The organism is Burkholderia sp. Ed8, from assembly GCF_040761425.1.
Lineage (GTDB): Bacteria > Pseudomonadota > Gammaproteobacteria > Burkholderiales > Burkholderiaceae > Burkholderia > Burkholderia seminalis.
This window is the reverse complement of record NZ_CP142885.1, coordinates 1371333-1389830: the sequence shown is the minus strand read 5'-3', so window position 1 is coordinate 1389830 and position 18498 is coordinate 1371333. Positions and strand designations below refer to the sequence as shown.

At 67.4% G+C, this 18498-nt stretch carries 12 protein-coding genes and 1 tRNA gene; 2 read left to right on the top strand and 11 right to left on the bottom strand.

Features of this window, described 5'->3' with window-relative positions; all coding sequences use genetic code 11:
• Window positions 1–61 precede the first annotated feature (61 nt).
• The 11 genes from VXM69_RS06470 to fdnG form a co-directional block, all read right to left on the bottom strand.
• Window positions 62–424, bottom strand: a complete 363-nt coding sequence (locus VXM69_RS06470) for a BMA_0021/BMA_0022 family TOMM bacteriocin (protein ID WP_034185845.1) — start codon at window positions 422–424, stop codon at window positions 62–64.
• A gap of 16 nt (window positions 425–440) precedes the next feature.
• On the bottom strand, window positions 441–785 hold the full coding sequence (locus tag VXM69_RS06465; RefSeq protein ID WP_049029779.1) for a BMA_0021/BMA_0022 family TOMM bacteriocin: 345 nt from the start codon (window positions 783–785) through the stop codon (window positions 441–443).
• A 33-nt stretch (window positions 786–818) separates the two neighbouring features.
• Entirely contained in the window at window positions 819–4823 is a 4005-nt protein-coding gene (locus VXM69_RS06460; protein WP_156444792.1) for a TOMM system kinase/cyclase fusion protein, read from the bottom strand.
• Window positions 4824–4840: 17 nt separating this feature from the next.
• Window positions 4841–5842: an FHA domain-containing protein gene (locus VXM69_RS06455; protein ID WP_124609409.1), complete on the bottom strand. Its 1002-nt coding sequence runs from the start codon at window positions 5840–5842 to the stop codon at window positions 4841–4843.
• 794 nt (window positions 5843–6636) lie between these two features.
• A tRNA-Sec gene (locus tag VXM69_RS06450) sits at window positions 6637–6732 on the bottom strand.
• 30 nt (window positions 6733–6762) lie between these two features.
• Window positions 6763–8688 carry a selenocysteine-specific translation elongation factor gene (gene selB / locus VXM69_RS06445; protein WP_175028754.1) on the bottom strand — a complete coding sequence of 642 codons (1926 nt, stop codon included), beginning with the start codon at window positions 8686–8688 and terminating at the stop codon, window positions 6763–6765.
• The gene (gene selA / locus VXM69_RS06440; protein ID WP_367189172.1) at window positions 8685–10124 is read right to left on the bottom strand and encodes an L-seryl-tRNA(Sec) selenium transferase; all 1440 of its coding nucleotides are present in this window, start codon (window positions 10122–10124) and stop codon (window positions 8685–8687) included. The genes selB and selA overlap by 4 nt, the downstream gene beginning before the upstream one ends.
• A 74-nt stretch (window positions 10125–10198) precedes the next feature.
• The gene (gene fdhE, locus VXM69_RS06435) at window positions 10199–11134 is read right to left on the bottom strand and encodes a formate dehydrogenase accessory protein FdhE (RefSeq protein ID WP_185732908.1); all 936 of its coding nucleotides are present in this window, start codon (window positions 11132–11134) and stop codon (window positions 10199–10201) included.
• 109 nt (window positions 11135–11243) lie between these two features.
• A complete protein-coding gene (locus VXM69_RS06430) occupies window positions 11244–11870 on the bottom strand; it encodes a formate dehydrogenase subunit gamma (protein ID WP_034185838.1) in 627 nt (208 codons plus the stop codon).
• Window positions 11867–12781, bottom strand: coding sequence for a formate dehydrogenase subunit beta (fdxH, locus tag VXM69_RS06425; protein WP_367189171.1), 915 nt, complete (start codon window positions 12779–12781; stop codon window positions 11867–11869). The genes VXM69_RS06430 and fdxH overlap by 4 nt, the downstream gene beginning before the upstream one ends.
• 10 nt (window positions 12782–12791) lie before the next feature.
• A complete protein-coding gene (gene fdnG, locus VXM69_RS06420; RefSeq protein WP_082744713.1) occupies window positions 12792–15863 on the bottom strand; it encodes a formate dehydrogenase-N subunit alpha in 3072 nt (1023 codons plus the stop codon).
• A 142-nt stretch (window positions 15864–16005) separates the two neighbouring features.
• On the opposite strand from fdnG, the gene VXM69_RS06415 reads away from it, so the two are divergent.
• Window positions 16006–16944: a YihY/virulence factor BrkB family protein gene (locus VXM69_RS06415; protein ID WP_059558658.1), complete on the top strand. Its 939-nt coding sequence runs from the start codon at window positions 16006–16008 to the stop codon at window positions 16942–16944.
• Between the two features lie 395 nt (window positions 16945–17339).
• A complete protein-coding gene (locus VXM69_RS06410) occupies window positions 17340–18497 on the top strand; it encodes a porin (RefSeq protein ID WP_034185834.1) in 1158 nt (385 codons plus the stop codon).
• Window position 18498 lies beyond the last annotated feature (1 nt).

Below are 18498 nucleotides of genomic sequence, written 5' to 3'. Positions count from 1 at the left end.
GGGAAACGAACGTCGCGCGGCGCCGGGGCCGCGCGACGGTACACTGCGCGGCCGCGCCGCGTCAGCAGCAGGTGAACAGGTAACTCGGCCCGGCGTCGCAGTAGGCCGCGAGCGCAACGGCCTCCTCGTCGAGGCTCAACGGCTGCTCCGGTATGCCGACCGTCATCACGTTGCGCGGCAGGTGCCAGCTCCCGCCGCCGTTGGCATGGCGCTTCCAGCCATGATCGCCATGGGTCTTGACGACCTCGATGTCGACGATCCACGGACACTGGTAACCGAAGTATTTCGCGAGCGTCTCCAGCGGCCGCTCCAGCAGCTCGTCCTTGAATTCCGGATCCCGCCACGAGAGCGCGATCGCGCGCAGATAGACCTTCTGGAACTCCAGCATCGATTCGAGCGTCGGATTCGCGTTGTTGTTGGCCATGTCGGTTTCCCCGCGGTCATTCCATGATGGTGATGTGGTTCGCGTTGTAGGCGGCCAGCGCCTGCGCGAATTGCGCTTTGTCCGCCGGCGCGGGCGGCAGGTACAGCGTGAGCTTGTTTCTCCGGCCGGCCGTCCAGTCGCCGTTGACGGTCGGCGTCCACTCGGACGATTTCGGCTGCACCTTCAGGTCGAGCCGGAACGGAAAGTGATAGTCGAAATGCTCGCGCAGCGCCTCGATCGGGTCGGCCTCGAGTTCGTCGAGAAACGCCGGCGAATGCCACGCCAGCGCGATCGCCCGGATGACGGTTGCGCGGTATTCCAGAAACTGCTCGTACGTCGGTAGTCGAAGATCCTTGCTCATCTCTCTGTTCTCCTGATGGACGAATGGAACCACTTACGGCAACGACTGCAACAGCGTTCCGGCGAGCCTGGCGACGCGGCCCATGCCCGCCGCTGTTGCAATTTCGACTGCGCGCCGGCACGCGTCCAGCGCGGCCACGCCGCCGCATCGCGGATCGGCCAGGCGCAAGTATTCGCATTTCTTCATCAGCAGTTGCGCTTCGTAATAGCGCTCCCCGGTCGATTCGCACCGTGCGAGGCATTCGTCGATCCGGGCAAGCGCGGCGCCGTACTCGCCGCGCGCGGCATCCAGTTCCGCCAGCAGCGACGCGTAGTAGGTCAGCCCGAGCCGCCCGCCCGATTGCCGCTGCGCGTCGAGATGCTCGACGACACCCGCGCGATCCCCGGTCGCCCACGCGCGAATGATCGCCGCGTAGTGCTCGACCGCGCGCAGCCGGTGAATCTCCGACAGGCGCAGAATCGCGTCCGACAGTGCGAGCGCCGCATCGCGATCGCCCGCAAGCTGGTACGTGCGCGCGAGGTACATCATCGTGACGCCGAGCGTCGGCAAATGGTCGAGGCAGGTCGCGCAATACACCGCGTCGTGCGCCATCGCGAGCGCGGCCCGCGGATCGTCGTCCATGCACCAGCGCACGCTTGCGAGCGACGCCATCGTCCATGCACGCGTATCGAGCCCGAGGATGCGCCGGTGGTTCGCGTCGCGCCGCACGTCGTAGCCCGCGAGCACCGCCTCGAACGCGGCGCGGGCGCGCGCATAGTGACCGTCGACCCACAGGCTCATGCCGCGCATCGCGTCCGCCGCGACCTGAACGCCGGCATCGCCGCGCTCGGTCGCGAGCGCGTCGAGCCGCAAGCCGATCCCGCGCACGGTGGGACGGTCGCCCGCGACGTGGTAGTAGGTCGACAAGGTCCACAGCGCGCTGATCTCGAGCCCCGGGTCGTCGAGCGTCCGCACCTGCCGCAGCAGCAGCTCGGCATGCTCGCGCACCTGCGGGTCCGCCCAGCCGAACCGTGCCATCGTCGCGTGCGTCAGCGTCGTGCGGAGGCGTGCGCTGTCGTGTTCGCGTTGCGCGTAGTCGGCATTGCCGAGCCATTCGAACACGGCTTGCCCGTAGCGGATCGCGTCGTCGTACCGCGCGCCCTCGAGCGCACGGCGCGCCGCGTCGATGCCGTGCGCGATCGCGTCGGCCAGGGCGCCCGCGCGCGCGAAGTGCCCGGCGACACCGAACGTGTGCGCACCGGCGCCCCGATCGGCTTCCGCGATCAATGCGCGGCCGACCCGCGCATGGTTGCCGCGCCGCACGGCGGGCGGCATCGATTCATAGGCCGCGTCGCGGATCAACGCGTGGCGGAATGCATAGAACACCCGATCGCGCCGATGTTGCGCGTACACGATCCGCTCTTCGAGCAGCAGCCGCAGATGCCCGTCGAGCGTGGCCCGATCGTGCGGCGATGCATCGGCGAGCAATTGCGCATCCACCTCGAGCCCGATGGTCGCGGCGAGCTGCGCGGTGTCGCGCGCATCGTCGATCCGGTCGAACGCGAGACCGAGCATGCCGCCGAGACTCAGCGGAAGCGGAAAGGGATCCGTTGCCCGCGGCCCCGCGAGCGCGCCGTCCGCGCCGCTCGTCGTCAACTCGCGCGCGACGGCCTCGATGAACAACGGGATGCCGGCCGTGCGGCGGGCAAGCGGGTCGAGCCAGGCCGGATCGGGCACGCCCTGCCCGAGGTACGCCGACATCAGGCGCTGCGCGTCGGCACGCGGCAGGCGGCGCAGCACCAGGCGCTCGGTCGCGGCGCGCCACCGGCCAAGCTTCTCGGGGCGCGACGTGAAGACGACGGCGAGCGCCGCCGCGCGCGGCGAGCGCTGCAGGTAGGCGAGAAAATCCTCGGTCGCGCGGTCGATCCACTGGACGTCCTCGACGACGAGCAGCACCGGCGCGCCGTTGCCGAGCGACACGATCAACTGTTCGAGGACGTCGAACAGCGCGTGCCGTTCGCGTACGCTCGACCACAGGAACCCCTTCGCATCGCACGGCAGCCCCAGCCAGGTGGCGAGCGCGGCGCGGGCCGCCGCATGATCGCACTCGAGCGGCGCGATCATCGTGTCGATCGCGTCGAGCGCGCCGCCGGCCGGACTGTCGGCGTCGATATGCCAATGCGCGCCGATGAACCGCAGGACCGGAAACAACGCATGATTCTCGCGTTCCGGCAGGCACCCGCAATGCGCGAACGCATGGCCCTGGATCCGCACGGCCTCACACAGCTCGTGCACGAGGCGCGACTTGCCGATTCCCGCTTCACCGACGACGAGCCGCGGCACGCCGTGCGGCGCAGGCTCGCCGCGCATCGCGCGACGGTATCGCGCGAGCGTCTCCTGCCAATGGCGCAACAGCGCGTCGAGCTCGTGGGTGCGGCCGACCATCGGTACCCGCACGCCGGTGTCGAGCGAATCGAACGGCGTATCGGCGCGGCGCTCGCCGAGCAATTCATGGACCGGCTGCGGCAGGAGGCCCGCGCGCGCCAGCCGCAACGCGGTCGGCCGATGGTCGGCATGCCGATCGAGCGCGAGCCGCGCATCGTCGCTGACCAGGATCTGCCCGGGTCCGGCGAGCCTCAACAATCGCGATGCCGCGGCGGGCGTCGATACGCCCGACATGTGCGATGCATGCGCAAGCACCTGCCCGACGTGAATCGCGGCGGCCACTTCGACCCGCCAGCCGTCGCCGCCGCCGAGGCCGCCGGCCGTCGCCGGTACCGGCAGCCGCGCGCGCTCGGCCACCCGCACCATGTCGAGCGCCGCGCGCGCCGCGCGGCGGGCGGGCCGGTCGATGTCGCCCTGCAAGCCGAAATGGAACAGCAGCGTATCGCCGAGCCGCCCGCCCGCGTGCGCGCCGTAGCCGACGGCGATGTCGGCGCACTTGGTCAGCCATTGCTCCTCGTAGCCGTCGAGCAGGTCGCCATGATCGGCTCCCGCGTGGCGTTGCCGGCCCTCCCCGGCAATCGCCACGCAACAGCACAGCGTGGTGACCTGCCGGTACTCGCCGGCCGCCGCGATCGTGTCGCCGCGCGGCGCGAACGGGTGCGGGCGCAGCTGCCGGCCTGCACGGCCGGCGTCGAACTGGCCGACGAGCGCCGCGAAGTTCAGCGCGCGGAACTGCCGCGCCAGTTCGTCGGCCGACGCGGCGCGCTGCTCCGGATTCTTGTTCAGCGCGCGCCGCAGCACCGCGCCGAGCGGATGCGACGCGATCGACGGCGGGAGCGCGACATCCACCGGGCTGAGCTGCTGATAAAGAATGTCGGCCACGCTCGCGCCGTGCATGACGACATTGCCCGTCAGGCATTCGATCACGACCAGGCCCCATGCATAGAGGTCGCTTCTCGGCGTCGGCGGCTCGTTGCGCAGTTGCTCGGGCGCGCAATACGACGGCGAACCGAGCACCTCGGTCGCCAGCGTCGCGGTCTGGCGCGCGACGTCTTCGGCGCCGGGCAGCAATGCGCCGATGCCGAAATCGAGCAGCTTCGCGTGCGGCCCGTCATCGGCGATCGCGATCACGATGTTCTGCGGTTTCAGGTCCCGATGCACGATGCCGCGCCGATGCGCGGCCGCGAGCGCGTCGAGCACTTCCGTCATCAGGCGCCCGGTGTCGACGGCCGACAGCGGCCCCTGCGCCGCGAGCCGGTCGCGCACCGTCAGGCCCTGCACCAGCTCGAATACCGCGAACAGCCGCCCGTCCGGCGCTTCCCCCCGGTCCAGCAGCGCCACGATGTTCGGGTGCCGCAGCGCTTCGCACAGGCTCGTCTCGCGCCGAAAGCGCGCGCGCTGGTGCGCGCGCTCCGACGCGGTCCGCGCCCCATCGTCGCGCATCAGCTTGATCGCGACCGCCTGCCCCGTTTCGCCGCAGGTCGCGCGAAACACCACGCCGTTGCCGCCTTCGCCAAGCAGCGGGCCGAGCCGGTAGTGCCGCTTGCCGGCAAGCTCGGCGAAAGGCGCGACGGGCTGCCGCGATTCGGGCGTGCGGGACACGGTCGGCAACATGGCCTGTTCCCCCGCGTTCACGAGTAATGGACGACCGGGCCCGACACGGGACGAAGTGCGCCGATACGCAGCGCGACGCCCGGCACCGACTGGCATTCGAGATGCTCGCCGCGCATGATGCGGAACGGAAAATCGCCGAAACGGACGCTGCCGCGCCGGCGCTCGACGAGCTGGCTCGCGTCGAGCCCCGGCAGCGCCGCGAACTGGCTCCGCGCGCGGTGAATCTGCACGTTGACATGGGACGGATCGATACCCAGCATGTGCGCCAGCCGGCCGAGGTCGATCCAGCCTTGCGACACGGCGTCGTAGCCGGCCTGCATGTCGGCCGAGCGGGCACGCGCAAGCGTGACGAGGCTGTAGTGATGAGCCCGTTCGCCGAGGTCGACCACGCCGCCGCGCACGTGCAGCAGCATGCGCACGTGCTCTTCGTTGCGGCTGACGAAAAATTCGAGCAGATGCCCCGGCAGGGCGGGATCGGCGGGCGCGGCGAGCATCATCGTCGAGCCGCGGCTCACGAGCGTCACGCACCACGTGCAGTCGCCGCTCGACACTTCGTCGCCGTCATGGAGCGTGCGTGGCGGCAACGTATCGTCGCACAGCCATTCGCCGGCCGCCGACCGGACGATCGTGATCGGCCGCGCGGCACGGGCAGGCAGGGTCTGGCTCGGCGCAAGCACGATCGGCGGCGCGGCGCCGCGTATCGGCCACAGCGTATCGGCCGGATCGTCGAGCGCATCGACGCGCCACGGCGCGGTACCGGCCTGGCCGAACCGGATCACGTCGCCGGGCCGCAGCACCGCGTGCTCGCCGTCGCGCAACGGCACGCCCGATACCGACGTGCCGTTGCTGCTGTGATCGTGCAGTTCCCACAGACCGCCGCTCCAGCGGATATGGGCATGGACCCGGGACACCGATGCGTCCCGGATGACCGTATCGCAGCGCGCGGCATCGCGGCCGAACACGTGATACGCGCGCAGCAGGCACGCTTCCCCGGAAGAATCGTTCTTGAGTATCGCCATGACCGCCCCGTGTCGGATTCACCCGGATCGATGGCGTGACGCATCGACATTGCCGGGCAAGCGATTGATTCACCAATTGCGAACGATGCCGCCTGTTCGCCGCCTCTTCACTTTTCTTGTCGTCTTTCCGTCAAACCGTCGCTCATCCGGAACGTGTCATTTACGTTAATTGAATTATCGACCGCTTTGTTTTTTAGGACCGGGCAACGTGATGAAAATCCTGCCAAATAAAACCACGCACAGCAACCGGAATAATCAGTTCTCGATTTCGGAATGCAACGCCTTACATTGTCGACAGATTTCCGGAAAAGTTGAAGGGTCGAGCAGCGCGGCACGCACGGCGCGACGGCGTTGGCATCCTGTCCGCCCGACGTCCGACAATGCGCCCGGCCAAGCTTGCAAACCCGCGTCACAAAACCGGTCCGATCGGAATCGGGATCAAAATCAGTTTGATAGTTTCTGGAAATCGCACAATCACCATTAGCGTTTTGATTGCGATATTCTTCACTTATTCAATTATCGACGCACACCGCTTCAGTCCACGAAAGATAATCCTGCTTTACAGGCCAGGCCCACGGCAATTCACCCTTCTTTTATTTCGGGATTCGAATCGGAAAAATTCTGCGGACCCGCGACGGCAGGGATGGATTTTCCTCGTTCGCGACAAGCAACGCGTACGCCGCCTTGCCGTCACCGCTTGCTGCTCGGTGCGTGGTTCCCACGAGGAAGATTCAAGACGAGCGAATCAAGACGCGATGCGCCGTGCGGCGCGCACCGATCGCGGGGAATCGCGGTGGCGGAAGGCAGCCAGAGTCGAACTGACCCGGGAGTGTCTGACACCCCCAACCGGGTTTGAAGCCCGGCCGTACCACCGGATACGAATGCCTTCCGTGGGAAAAGAACCCAAGAACAACGAGCGCCTACGCCTGAATACCCACCCAACCGCTGTCAGGCCGCAGGTAGTGAAGATCGCGGTGGAAGCGAGTATACCCAACCCGGTCGAAGAACTCGAGAATCTGGATCGCACGCTTGCGGCCGAGCCCCGTCGCATCACGAAATGTCGCGGCATCGAGCCCGCCGCCGCGCGACGGCGCGAGATGCGCGACCAGCGCCGCCAGCTCGCGCGCGACGTCCGCGTGATAGAACAGGTCGCGCACGACCTGGTGCACGTCGCCGCGCCGCGCGAGCTTGCGCAGCAACGCGCGCACCGCGTCCTCGGCCGCGCCCGTGTCGCGCGCCAGGTCGCGCACCCACGGCGGATCGAAGCGCCCCGCCTGAATCAGCGGCAACAGTTGCCGCGCGAGTGCTTCCTCGCGCGGCTCCAGGCTCACCGAATGCGACGGCAGATGCAGCCACGGCCCGCTGCGCGCGACTTCGCCGCCGGCCACCAGCGCATCGACGAGCGCGCGCCATAGCGCATCGCCGACGAGCGGCGCGGCCATCCGCCGCAGGCGCGCGGCGTCGAGCCCCTGCTCGTCGGGCATGCGTTCGTGATACGTGCGCAGCGTGTCGATCGCCCGCGTCTGCAGCGTGCGCCAGTGCGCATGCGAAATCACCGCGCCGTCGTTCGACGCGGCGTCGCGCTGCCCGATCGCCCGCGCGTCTTCCGGCAACGCCAGCGCATTCGGCGCGAAGCCCGTCAGATGCGTGAGCGTTGCGCGCGCAATGCCGAGCGGAGCCTGCGCGAGCAGCGCATCGAGACGCCCTTCGTCGAGCCACGCGGCCAGCGCATCGAGCCACGCGCGGCGGGCAGGCGTACGACGCTTGCGGGCCGGCCCGAACGGATCGAGCACCCGGCCGCCGCCGACGGTGCGCGTCGCCTGCGGATTACGGACGATGAACCGGTCGCCCGGCAGCGCGAACACCGGCTCGTCGAACACCAGTTGCACGCGCATCCGCTGGCCGGCCGCGAGCGTGTCGCCGTCGAGCAGCGCGACATGGGCGACGCGGTGCAGCGTGCCGAGATGCACGTGCAGCGGCGCCCAGTGCGTGAGCGACAGCCCTGCATCCGCGAGCAGCGTCAGCTCGACGTCCAGACGCGGCGACGTCGCGGCGAGCCGCGCATCGGCGACGGTATCGCCGCGCTCGACGTCGGCCTTGTCGACACCGGCCAGATTCAGCGCGCACCGTTCGCCCGCGCGGCCGATCTCGACCGGCCGGTTCTGCGCATGGATGCTGCGCACACGCGCCGCGCCGCCGGTACGCACGATCGCGAGCGTGTCGCCCGTCGCGACACGGCCCGCGAACGCGGTGCCCGTCACGACCGTGCCCTGCCCCGCGAGCGTGAACACGCGGTCGACCGCGAGCCGGAACAGCCCGTCGTCGCGGCGCGCGCGCCACGCGATCGCCGCGTCGGCCAGGTGACGCTTCAACGCGGCGACACCCGGATCGTCCGCTGCCGTCGCCTGCGTTTCGAAGATCGGCACGCCGGCCAGCGTCGAGTCGTGCAGCCACGCGGCGATCTCGTCGCGCACCTCGGCCACACGCTCGCCGTCGACGCGATCGCATTTGGTCAGCGCGACGGCACCATGCGTGACGCCGAGCAGTTGCAGGATCGCGAGATGCTCGCGCGTCTGCGGCATCACGCCGTCGTCGGCGGCAATCACGAGCAGCGCGAAGTCGATCCCGCACGCGCCCGCCGCCATCGTATGAATCAGCTTCTCGTGGCCCGGCACGTCGATCAGGCCGAGCACGTCGCCGTTGTCGAGCGGCGTATACGCGTAACCGAGCTCGATCGAAATCCCGCGCGCCTTCTCTTCCTTCAGGCGGTCGGTATCGACGCCCGTCAGCGCGCGCACCAGCGTCGTCTTGCCGTGGTCGATGTGTCCCGCGGTCCCGACGATCATGCAGCGGGCCCCGCCAGCGGCGAGCATTGCGCGACGAGCGCCGCTTCGTCGGCGGCTTCGAGGCAGCGCAGGTCGAGCCGCAGCGCGTTGTCCGCGATGCGGCCGATCACCGGACGCGGCCATTCGCGCAGCCGCTTCTCGAGCTGCACGAGCGCACGGCCGCCGCGCTTGCCGTCCGCCGTGCGCACGACGAGCCCGGCGCTCGGCAACTGGTCGACCGGCAGCGCGCCGCTGCCGATCTGGCTGAACATCGGCTCGACCGCCACGTCGAATCCGCTGCCGAGCGCGGCCTGCAATACCGGGCGCACGCGCTCGGCCGCTTCGGCGATCTCGCGCTGCGGCCGCGTCAGCAGACGCAGCGTCGTGAGCCGGTCGCGCAGGAATTCGGGCGCCTGGTACAGGCGCAGCACGGGTTCGAGCGCCGCGAGCGTCAGCTTGCCGACGCGCAGCGCGCGCTTGAGCGGATGCTTCTTGATCTTCGCGATCAGCGCGCGGTCGCCGACGATCAGGCCGGCCTGCGGCCCGCCGAGCAGTTTGTCGCCGCTGAACGTGACAACGTTTGCCCCGGCGGCGACGGTTTCCTGCACGGTCGTTTCATGCGGCAGCCCCCATTGCGACAGGTCGGCAAGCGTGCCGCTGCCGAGATCGACGGCGACCGGCACGCCGCGCTCGCGCGCGAGCGGCGCGAGTTCGGCGAGCGTCGCCTCCTTCGTGAAGCCGCTGATCGCGTAGTTGCTGCAGTGCACCTTCATCAGCAGCGCCGTGCGCGGGCCGATCGCATCCGCGTAGTCGCGCAGGTGCGTGCGATTGGTCGTGCCGACCTCGCGCAGCTTCGCGCCGGCGCGGCTCATGATGTCGGGAATGCGGAATGCGCCGCCGATCTCGACCAGCTCGCCGCGCGACACGACGACTTCCCGCTTCGTCGCAAGCGCCGACAGCGTCAGCAATACGGCCGCCGCGTTGTTGTTGACGACGGTCGCGGCTTCCGCACCCGTCAGTTCGCACAGCAAAGCGTCGACCAGGTCGTCGCGATCGCCGCGGCGGCCCGTGGCGAGATCGAATTCGAGGTTGACGGGCTGCGTGAGCGCGTCGACCACCGCGCGCACCGCGTCGTCGGGCAACAGCGCGCGCCCGAGATTCGTGTGCAGTACGGTGCCGGTCAGGTTGAACACGGCACGCACGGCGCCCGTGCTCTGCGCGGCCAGCGTGCGCGCGAGGGTGGCGGCGATGCGCGGCTCGTCGAGCGGCTCGGCCGCGGCCGGATCGTGCTGCGCGGCGGTGCGCCAGCGCTCCAGTTCGGCGCGCACGGCAGTCAGCACGCGCGTGCGGCCATAGTCCGCGATCAGCGGTTGCAACGGTGCCGACGACAGCACGCGCTCGACGGACGGCACGCGCGCCAGCACCGCATTCAATTCATTCACACCCGGTTCGGTCACGTCGTTGTGGCTCCAGTCTCATGCTTCGCAGTCGGCCGGCGCCGGCGCTCGCGCGCCGCCCCCGGCCCGTGCCGTCAGTCCGCTTCCCGCGCGACGTCCGGCCACAGCAGCGGGTTCGGCGAACTGCGCTGATAGCCGGCCTCGTTCATCAGCAGGTCGAGCGTGAGACTGGCGAGATCGTCCGCCAGCGGCTCGAACTCGTAGTCCTTCTCCTGATAGCCGATCTTGCGATAGGTCTTGCACTCGTCGCACGACTCGGCCTTGACGGCTTCGCTGCCGCCCTCGATCCCGTGGTACGCGATGCCCTTGGTCGAATCGCAGTGCGAGCACTTCGTGCGCACCATGTGCCACTCGGTCGTGCACAGCCCGCACTGCAGGAACCGGTAGCCCTGGTACGGGCCGCCGACCCGCACGACGCTCGCGACCGGATGCGTGCCGCACACGGGGCACAGCCCCGGCTGGTCGAGATACGGGACATCGGCCGGCGTCACGCGGCTCGCGAGGTCCGTCCAGACCACCTGCAGCGCGGCCATCACGAACGGCGCGGTGGCCGGGTCGACTTCGGCGAAGCGCAGCGCGAGGATCGCGTCGGCCTGCGCGTCGAGTTCGGCGGGCGCCATCAGGCGCAACCGGTCGAGCAGTTTCGCGAGCTGCGGATTGACGAGCCCGGCGCCTTCGACGCGGTCGAGCAGTTCGTACAGCACGGCGCGCCAGCGTGCGTCGCGCTCGCCGTCGAGCGCCGGCAAGAGCGGCATCGAGTGCTCCTGCGCACGCGCGATCGCTTCCTTCGACGGCAGCGGCAGGTCCAGCGTCTGCAGCGTGGCATGCTGCGCGTCGGCGACGGTGGCCATCAGCCGCAGGTAGCCGCTGATCGGGTTCAGGTCGGCAAGCTTGCGCAGGCGCGCGGCGCGCGCCGCGAACGCGGTCGCGCGCTCCGGCAGGCGAAAGCGCGGAATGGCCGAATGATCGAGTGCCGAGATCTCGGTCGGTTCGAGAATGCGTTGTGTCACAGAAATGTCTTCCAAAAAAACAAGCGCCGACGCATCGGCGCTTTCGGGCAGTTCCGGCGAAGGCGCGGAGCGGCCCGCCGCGATCGGCGAGGCGCTCCGCTCCAGTGCGTTATTTCACGCTTTCACGGAACCACTTCGGGTGATGCTTGCGGGCCCAGCCCAGCGTGACGGTGCCGCGCACCATCGCGCCGATCGAGCCCTTCACCCACAACGCTGCGTAAATGTGCACGATGATGCTCGCGATCAGCACGAAGGCCGCCACGGCATGCACGACAGCGGCCGCGCGGATCACCCCGATCGGGAAGTAGAACGAGAAGTAGCGCCGCCAGATCACGACTCCCGACAGCAGGAGCAGCAGCAGGCACGCCACCAACGTAAAGAATAGCAGCTTCTGCCCGGCGTTATAGCGCCCGACAGGCGGCAGCTTGTCTTCCTGGTTGGTCAGCACGTCGCCGATCTGCTTCAGCCACTGGCGATCGTCCGCGTCGAGCGTGTTGTGGTGCCAGAAGCGCACGACGAGGATCGCGAACGACACGAACATCACGAGCCCGACGAACGGATGCAGGATCCGCGTCCACTGGCCGCCGCCGAACAGCGCGGTCAGCCAGAACATCGACGGATGGAACAGCGCGAGCCCGGACAGCGCGAGCAGCACGAACGTGATCGCGGTGATCCAGTGGTTCGTGCGCTCGTTCGCCGAGTAGCGGACGATCAGGTTGGGGTCGTCGTGGTTCATTTCGCGTCCTCCTTGATGCGTCGCGCCTCGTCGCGCGCGGCCGATTCTTCCTCTTCGCTCACCTCGTTCGGACCGACCCGGACATAGTGGAAGAACCCGGCAAGCGCGGTCAGCGCGAGGCCGGCGACCGCGAGCGGTTTCGCGATGCCCTTCCACAGCTTCACCATCGGGCTGATCGACGGGTTGTCGGGCAGCCCGTGGTACAGCGACGGTTTGTCGGCGTGGTGCAGCACGTACATCACGTGCGTACCGCAGACGCCCTGCGGGTCGTACAACCCCGCATGCTCGAAGCCGCGCTCCTTCAGGTCCTCGATCCGCTCGGCCGCGTGCTGCTTCATGTCCTCCTTGGTGCCGAACACGATCGCGCCGGTCGGGCAGGTCTTCACGCAGGCCGGTTCCTGGCCGACCGCGACGCGGTCGGAACAGAGCGTGCACTTGTACGCGCGATGATCCTTCTTCGAGATCCGCGGAACGTTGAACGGGCAACCGGTCACGCAATAGCCGCAACCGATGCAGTTCTCCTCGTGGAAGTCGACGATCCCGTTGTTGTACTGCACGATCGCGCCCGGCGACGGACACGCCTTCAGGCAGCCCGGATCCTCGCAGTGCATGCAGCCGTCCTTGCGGATCAGCCACTCGAGGTCGCCCGCCGGGTTCTCGTATTCGGAGAACCGCATGACCGTCCACGAATGCTCGGTCAGGTCGGCCGGGTTGTCGTACACGCCGACGTTGGTGCCGACCTCGTCACGCAGGTCGTTCCATTCCATGCACGCCGTCTGGCATGCCTTGCAGCCGATGCACTTCGATACGTCGATCAGCTTCGCGACGCTCCCGGTCACCGGTTCGCGCACCGTGGGCGGTGGCGTCGTGGTGGCCGAGACGCGCTTGATATCCAGCGATTGCAATGCCATCTCTTTCCCCTTACGCCTTTTCGACCTTCACCAGGAACGACTTGAATTCCGGTGTGTACGAGTTGCCGTCACCCACGGACGGAGTCAGGGTATTGGCGAGATAGCCGGGCTTCGTCAGACCCTTGAAGCCCCAGTGCAACGGGACGCCGACCGTCTGGACCTTCTTGCCGTCGACCGTCAGCGGCTTGATCCGCTTCGTGACGAGGGCGACCGCGATGATGTAGCCGCGCTTGGACGACACCTTCACGCGCTCGCCGTGCGCGACGCCGACTTCCTTCGCGAGGTCTTCGCCGATCTCGACGAATTGCTCGGGCTGGATGATCGAGTTCAGCCGCGCATGCTTGGTCCAGTAGTGGAAATGCTCGGTCAGCCGGTACGTCGTCGCCACGTGCGGGAACTCCGCCGCCTTGCCGAACGACGCGCGGTCGTCCGCGAACACGCGGGCAGCCGGGTTGTTCAGCGCCTGCGGGTTGTTCGGGTGCAGCGGGTTCGCGTCGAGCGGCGTCTCGAACGGCTCGTAGTGCTCGGGGAACGGACCTTCGTTCATCCCCGCGCGGGCGAAGAAGCGCGCCACGCCTTCCGGGTTCATGATGAACGGCCCCATCCCGTTTTCGGGCGGCTCGTCCGCCTTGAAGTCCGGCACGTCGGCGCCCTTCCACGCGCTGCCGTTCCAGCCGATCAGCTTGCGGGTCGGGTCGAACGGCTTGCCGGCGACGTCGCACGACGCGCGGTTGTACAGGATCCGCCGGTTCGCCGGCCACGCCCACGCCCAGTTCAGCGTCTGGCCGATGCCGGTCGGGTCGGAGTTGTCGCGCCGCCCCATCTGGTTGCCGGCCTGCGTCCACGCGCCGCAGAAGATCCAGCAGCCGCTCGCGGTCGTGCCGTCGTCCTTCAATTGCGCGAACGCGGCCAGCTGCTCGCCCTTCTTCACGAGCGTCTTGGCCGGATCCTTCGGGTCGGGCAGGTCGGCGAGCGCCTTGCCGTTGAACTCCATCGCGAGCTCTTCGGGCGTCGGGCTTTCCGGGTTCGCGTACGGCCACGTCAGGTTCACGATCGGGTCCGGATACTTGCCGCCGTCCTTCTGGTACAGCTTGCGCATGCGCAGGAACAGCCCCGACATGATCTCGAGGTCGCTCTTCGCGTCGCCCGGCGGCTCCGCGCCCTTCCAGTGCCACTGCAGCACGCGGCTCGAACTCACGAGCGAGCCGTTTTCCTCCGCGAAGCACGTGGTCGGCAGACGGAACACCTCGGTCTGGATCTTCGACGCATCGACGTCGTTGTAGTCGCCGTGATGCTTCCAGAACTCGGACGTCTCGGTCGCGAGCGGATCCATGATCACGAGCCACTTCAGCTTCGCGAGGCCCGCTGCCGTCTTCACCTTCGACGGTGCCGCCGCGAGCGGGTTGAAGCCCTGGCAGATGTAGCCGTTCATCTTGCCGGCATTCATCAGCTCGATCACCTGCAGCAGGTCGTACTGCTTGTCCAGCTTCGGCAGGTAGTCGTAGCCCCAGTTGTTCTCGGCGGTCGCCGCGTCGCCCCACCACGACTTCATGAAGCTGACGTGGAACGCCTTGTAGTTCTTCCAGTAGCTCAACTGGTTCGGCCGCAGCGGCAGTTGCGTGCGCTTCTTGATGTAGCCGTCGAAATCCTGCTCGGACTGCATCGGCAGCGTCATGTAGCCCGGCAGCAGGTTCGACATCAGCCCGAGGTCGGTCAACCCCTGGATGTTCGAGTGGCCGCGCAGCGCGTTCATCCCGCCGCCGGCGATGCCGATGTTGCCGAGCAGCAACTGCACCATCGCGCCGGTGCGGATGATCTGCGCGCCGGTCGAATGGTGGGTCCAGCCGAGTGCGTACAGCACCGTGCCGGCGCGGCCGGGAACGGCCGTGGTCGCGAGCATCTCGCACACCTTCAGGAATTTCTCCTTCGGCGTGCCGCAGACCTGCTGGACCATGTCCGGTGTATAGCGCGCGTAGTGCTGCTTGAGCAGGTTGTACACGCAACGCGGATGCTGCAGCGTCGGGTCGACCTTCGCGAAGCCGTCGTCGCCGCGCTCGTAGTCCCAGCTCGATTTGTCCGGGTACGCGTGCTTCTCCGCGTCATAACCGGAGTAGATGCCGTCGTTGAACGCGAAATCCTCGCGCACGATGAACGAGAAGTCCGTGTAGTTCTTCACGTACTCGTGCTGGATCTTGTCGTTCGTCAGCAGATAGTTGATGACCCCGCCCAGGAAGACGATGTCGGTGCCGGTGCGGATCGGCGCGTAGTAATCGGCCACCGAGGCCGTACGCGTAAAGCGCGGGTCGACGACGATCAGCCGCGCCTTGCGGTGCGCCTTCGCCTCGGTTACCCACTTGAAACCGCACGGATGGGCCTCGGCTGCATTGCCGCCCATCACGAGAATCACGTCCGCGTTCTTGATGTCGACCCAATGGTTCGTCATCGCTCCACGGCCAAACGTCGGGGCAAGACCTGCCACCGTCGGGCCATGTCAGACACGCGCCTGATTGTCGAATGCGAGCATCCCGAGACTGCGGACAGTCTTGTGCGTCAGGTAGCCGACCTCGTTGCTGCCCGCCGACGCGGCCAGCATGCCGGTCGTGAGCCAGCGGTTGACCTTCGAGCCGTCTTCGGCCGTCTCGACGAAGTTCGCGTCGCGGTCGGCCTTCATCAGCTTCGCGATGCGGTCGAGCGCGTCGTTCCACGAAATCGGTTCCCACTTGTCCGAGCCGGGCGCGCGATACTCGGGGTGCGTCAGGCGGTTCGGGCTGTGGATGAAGTCGATCAGGCTGGCGCCCTTCGGGCACAGCGTGCCGCGATTGACGGGATGGTCGGGATCGCCTTCGATGTGGATGATGCTCGGCTGCGCATTCTTCGCGCCGTCTCCGAGGCTGTACATCAGGATGCCGCAACCCACTGAACAGTAAGGACAGGTGTTGCGCGTTTCGACGGTGCGCGCCAGCTTGTACTGTCGGACTTCGGCAAGCGCTTCGGACGGAGAAAAGCCCATCAGGGCAAGACTCGATCCGGCAAGCGACGTGGCCGTCACCTTCAGGAACTGGCGCCGGGACATTTGTAGCATGGCGGTCTCGGCGTTATTGTGGGGTGGGGTGAAACTGAAAGGAATTATAGACAGTTCAGGCAACTATGATCGAATCCTCGGATCAATACCGAATAATCCGATGAACCACGACGATCCGCGCGCCGCGCACAACCGACCCGTCATGAAACGACAGATCACTTCCGAAGCAACCCGTCTCGCCCAGCAACAGGCCAACTGGGCCCTCACCGCGTTCAAGCGCTTCTCGTCCGACCGCTGCTCCGCGATGGCTGCCGGCATCGCGTTTTTCTCCGCGTTCTCGCTCGCGCCGACGCTCGTGATGGTGATCGCGGTGGCCGGCTGGTTCTACGGCGACGATGCCGCGCGCGGCCAGGTATTCGAGCAGGCGCACCAGCTGATCGGCGACGACGCGGCGGCCAGCATCCAGACCATCGTGCAGAACGCGCACCGCGCGGGCGAGCGCGGCGGGCTGGCCACGCTGATCTCGTTCGCCGCGCTCGCGATCGGCGCGTCGGCCACGTTCGCGTCGCTCAGCGCCGCGCTCAGCGTGATCTGGCCGGCCACCGAGAACCGCTGGTCGAGCATGCTCGGGCTCGTGCGCGTGCGGCTGATCTCGTTCGGACTCGTGCTCGGCGTCGCGTTCCTGCTGATCGTGTCGCTCGTGCTCGATACCGCGATCACGTTCGTCGGCACCTGGCTGCTGGGCAATTCGCCGTATGTGGTCGTCACCAACCTCGTGCAGTTCTTCGTCGGCATCGCGGTGCTCGCGGCCGCGTTCGCGTCGTTGATGAAGTTCCTGCCCGATGCGCGCGTCGCGTGGCGCGACGCCGCGGTCGGCGGCATCGTGTCGGCGATCCTGTTCTCCGGCGGCAAGAAGCTGTTCGCGCTGTACCTCGCGCATGCGGGCACGGCCAGCGCATTCGGCGCGGCCGGATCGTTCGCGGTCCTGCTGATGTGGCTGTACTTCTCCGCGATCGTGCTGCTGCTCGGCGCGGAATTCGCGGCGGCGCGCGGCAACGCGCATCGGCCGGCCGGCGCCGCGGCGGCGGCGGCCGCAGAACCGCAACCCGGTGCCGGCAACGACCTTACGCGCGGCAACTGACGGCGCCCGGCACAACGCACGCCCGCCCCCGCGCGCCCCTCCGCCACCCCGCTGCCCCCGCCGCGCCCTTGCGCGGCGGACCCACGCACCTTGCGTGCCCACACGAACATTGCTGCAACGGCAAACGTTTGCACACCCTCGTTTCCATGACGGAACCCCGCAAAACAGGCACCAGGCCGTCCGGTACATCAACTTTTGAAACAATCGCGACGCAGCAATTGTCAACTGTTTCAAAAACAGGAACAGTCGTTGATGTGCTTGATATATATGGACTTTTTCACGCTGTTACCTTTTCGAGACACTTTATTTTTTAAGCTTTCTTGCGTGTATGGCACTGAGCTATTCTCCAATCCGCAACAAATAACGATGAATCACTTGCGTGGAGAAACTCAACGATGAAGAAACTTGCTCTCTCGACCCTCTCGCTCGCCCTGCTGGGCGCTGCCGGTGCTGCTCAGGCTCAGTCGAGCGTGACGCTCTACGGCGTGATCGACACGTCGATCACGTACGTTCACGGTAACGACGGTCAAGGTAACAATTCGTGGTCGATGGGTAGCGGCAACCTGCAAGGCAGCCGCTTCGGCCTCAAGGGTTCCGAAGACCTCGGTGGCGGCCTGAAGGCGATCTTCCAGTTGGAAAACGGCTTCAACTCGGCATCGGGTGCACTGGGCCAGGGTGGCCGCATGTTCGGCCGCCAGGCTTTCGTCGGCCTGGAAAGCAGCCAGTACGGTACGCTGACGCTGGGTCGCCAGTACGACCCGCTGGTCGACCTGGTTCAGGCAGTCACGGCTGACAACTACTTCGGCAGCGTGTTCGCCACGCCGGGCGACGTCGACAACAACGACAACAGCCTGCGCGTCAGCAACGCGATCAAGTACACGTCGCCGGTCTGGGCAGGCCTGCAGGTCGAAGCGATGTACGCACTCGGCGGTGTCGCCGGCGCAACCGGCAAGGGTCAGACGTGGGCGGCAGCTGCAGCCTACAACAACGGCCCGCTCGGCCTGGCTGCTGGCTACTTCCACGCCAACAACTCGTCGCCGCTGAATGCAGTTGGCCAACGCACCGGCTGGGCCGGCACGTCGGACGCGATCTTCGACGGCTCGGGCAGCTTCATCAACAACGCGTACACGTCGGCATCGTCGATCGGGATCGCGCAAGTCGCCGGCCAGTATGCATTCGGCCCGGTGACGTTCGGCCTCGGCTACAGCAACGCGCAGTACAAGGCTGATGCGAACTCGGGCTTCGGCACGAACCAGAAGTACAACACGGGTCGCGCATTCGTCACGTACCAGGCATCGGCACCGCTGCTGCTGGGCGTCGGCTACATCTACACGAAGGGTAGCGGCCAGACGGACGCCAAGTACCATCAGGTTTCGCTCGGCGCGGACTACTCGCTGTCGAAGCGCACCGACGTCTACCTGGTTGGCGCATACCAGCACGCCAGCGGCCACAACGCCGACGGTACCGATGCGCAAGCGTCGGTCGGCTCGTACGGCATCGCCGGCAAGAGCTCGCAGGAAATCGTCGCGCTCGGCCTGCGTCACAAGTTCTAAG

Bases quoted from the DNA above. Each gene is read 5' to 3' on its own strand.
- VXM69_RS06470 (WP_034185845.1), bottom strand. From the start codon at position 424: ATGGCCAACAACAACGCGAATCCGACGCTCGAATCGATGCTGGAGTTC.
- VXM69_RS06465 (WP_049029779.1), bottom strand. From the start codon at position 785: ATGAGCAAGGATCTTCGACTACCGACGTACGAGCAGTTTCTGGAATAC.
- VXM69_RS06460 (WP_156444792.1), bottom strand. From the start codon at position 4,823: ATGTTGCCGACCGTGTCCCGCACGCCCGAATCGCGGCAGCCCGTCGCG.
- VXM69_RS06455 (WP_124609409.1), bottom strand. From the start codon at position 5,842: ATGGCGATACTCAAGAACGATTCTTCCGGGGAAGCGTGCCTGCTGCGC.
- selB (WP_175028754.1), bottom strand. From the start codon at position 8,688: ATGATCGTCGGGACCGCGGGACACATCGACCACGGCAAGACGACGCTG.
- VXM69_RS06430 (WP_034185838.1), bottom strand. From the start codon at position 11,870: ATGAACCACGACGACCCCAACCTGATCGTCCGCTACTCGGCGAACGAG.
- fdxH (WP_367189171.1), bottom strand. From the start codon at position 12,781: ATGGCATTGCAATCGCTGGATATCAAGCGCGTCTCGGCCACCACGACG.
- VXM69_RS06415 (WP_059558658.1), top strand. From the start codon at position 16,006: ATGAAACGACAGATCACTTCCGAAGCAACCCGTCTCGCCCAGCAACAG.
- VXM69_RS06410 (WP_034185834.1), top strand. From the start codon at position 17,340: ATGAAGAAACTTGCTCTCTCGACCCTCTCGCTCGCCCTGCTGGGCGCT.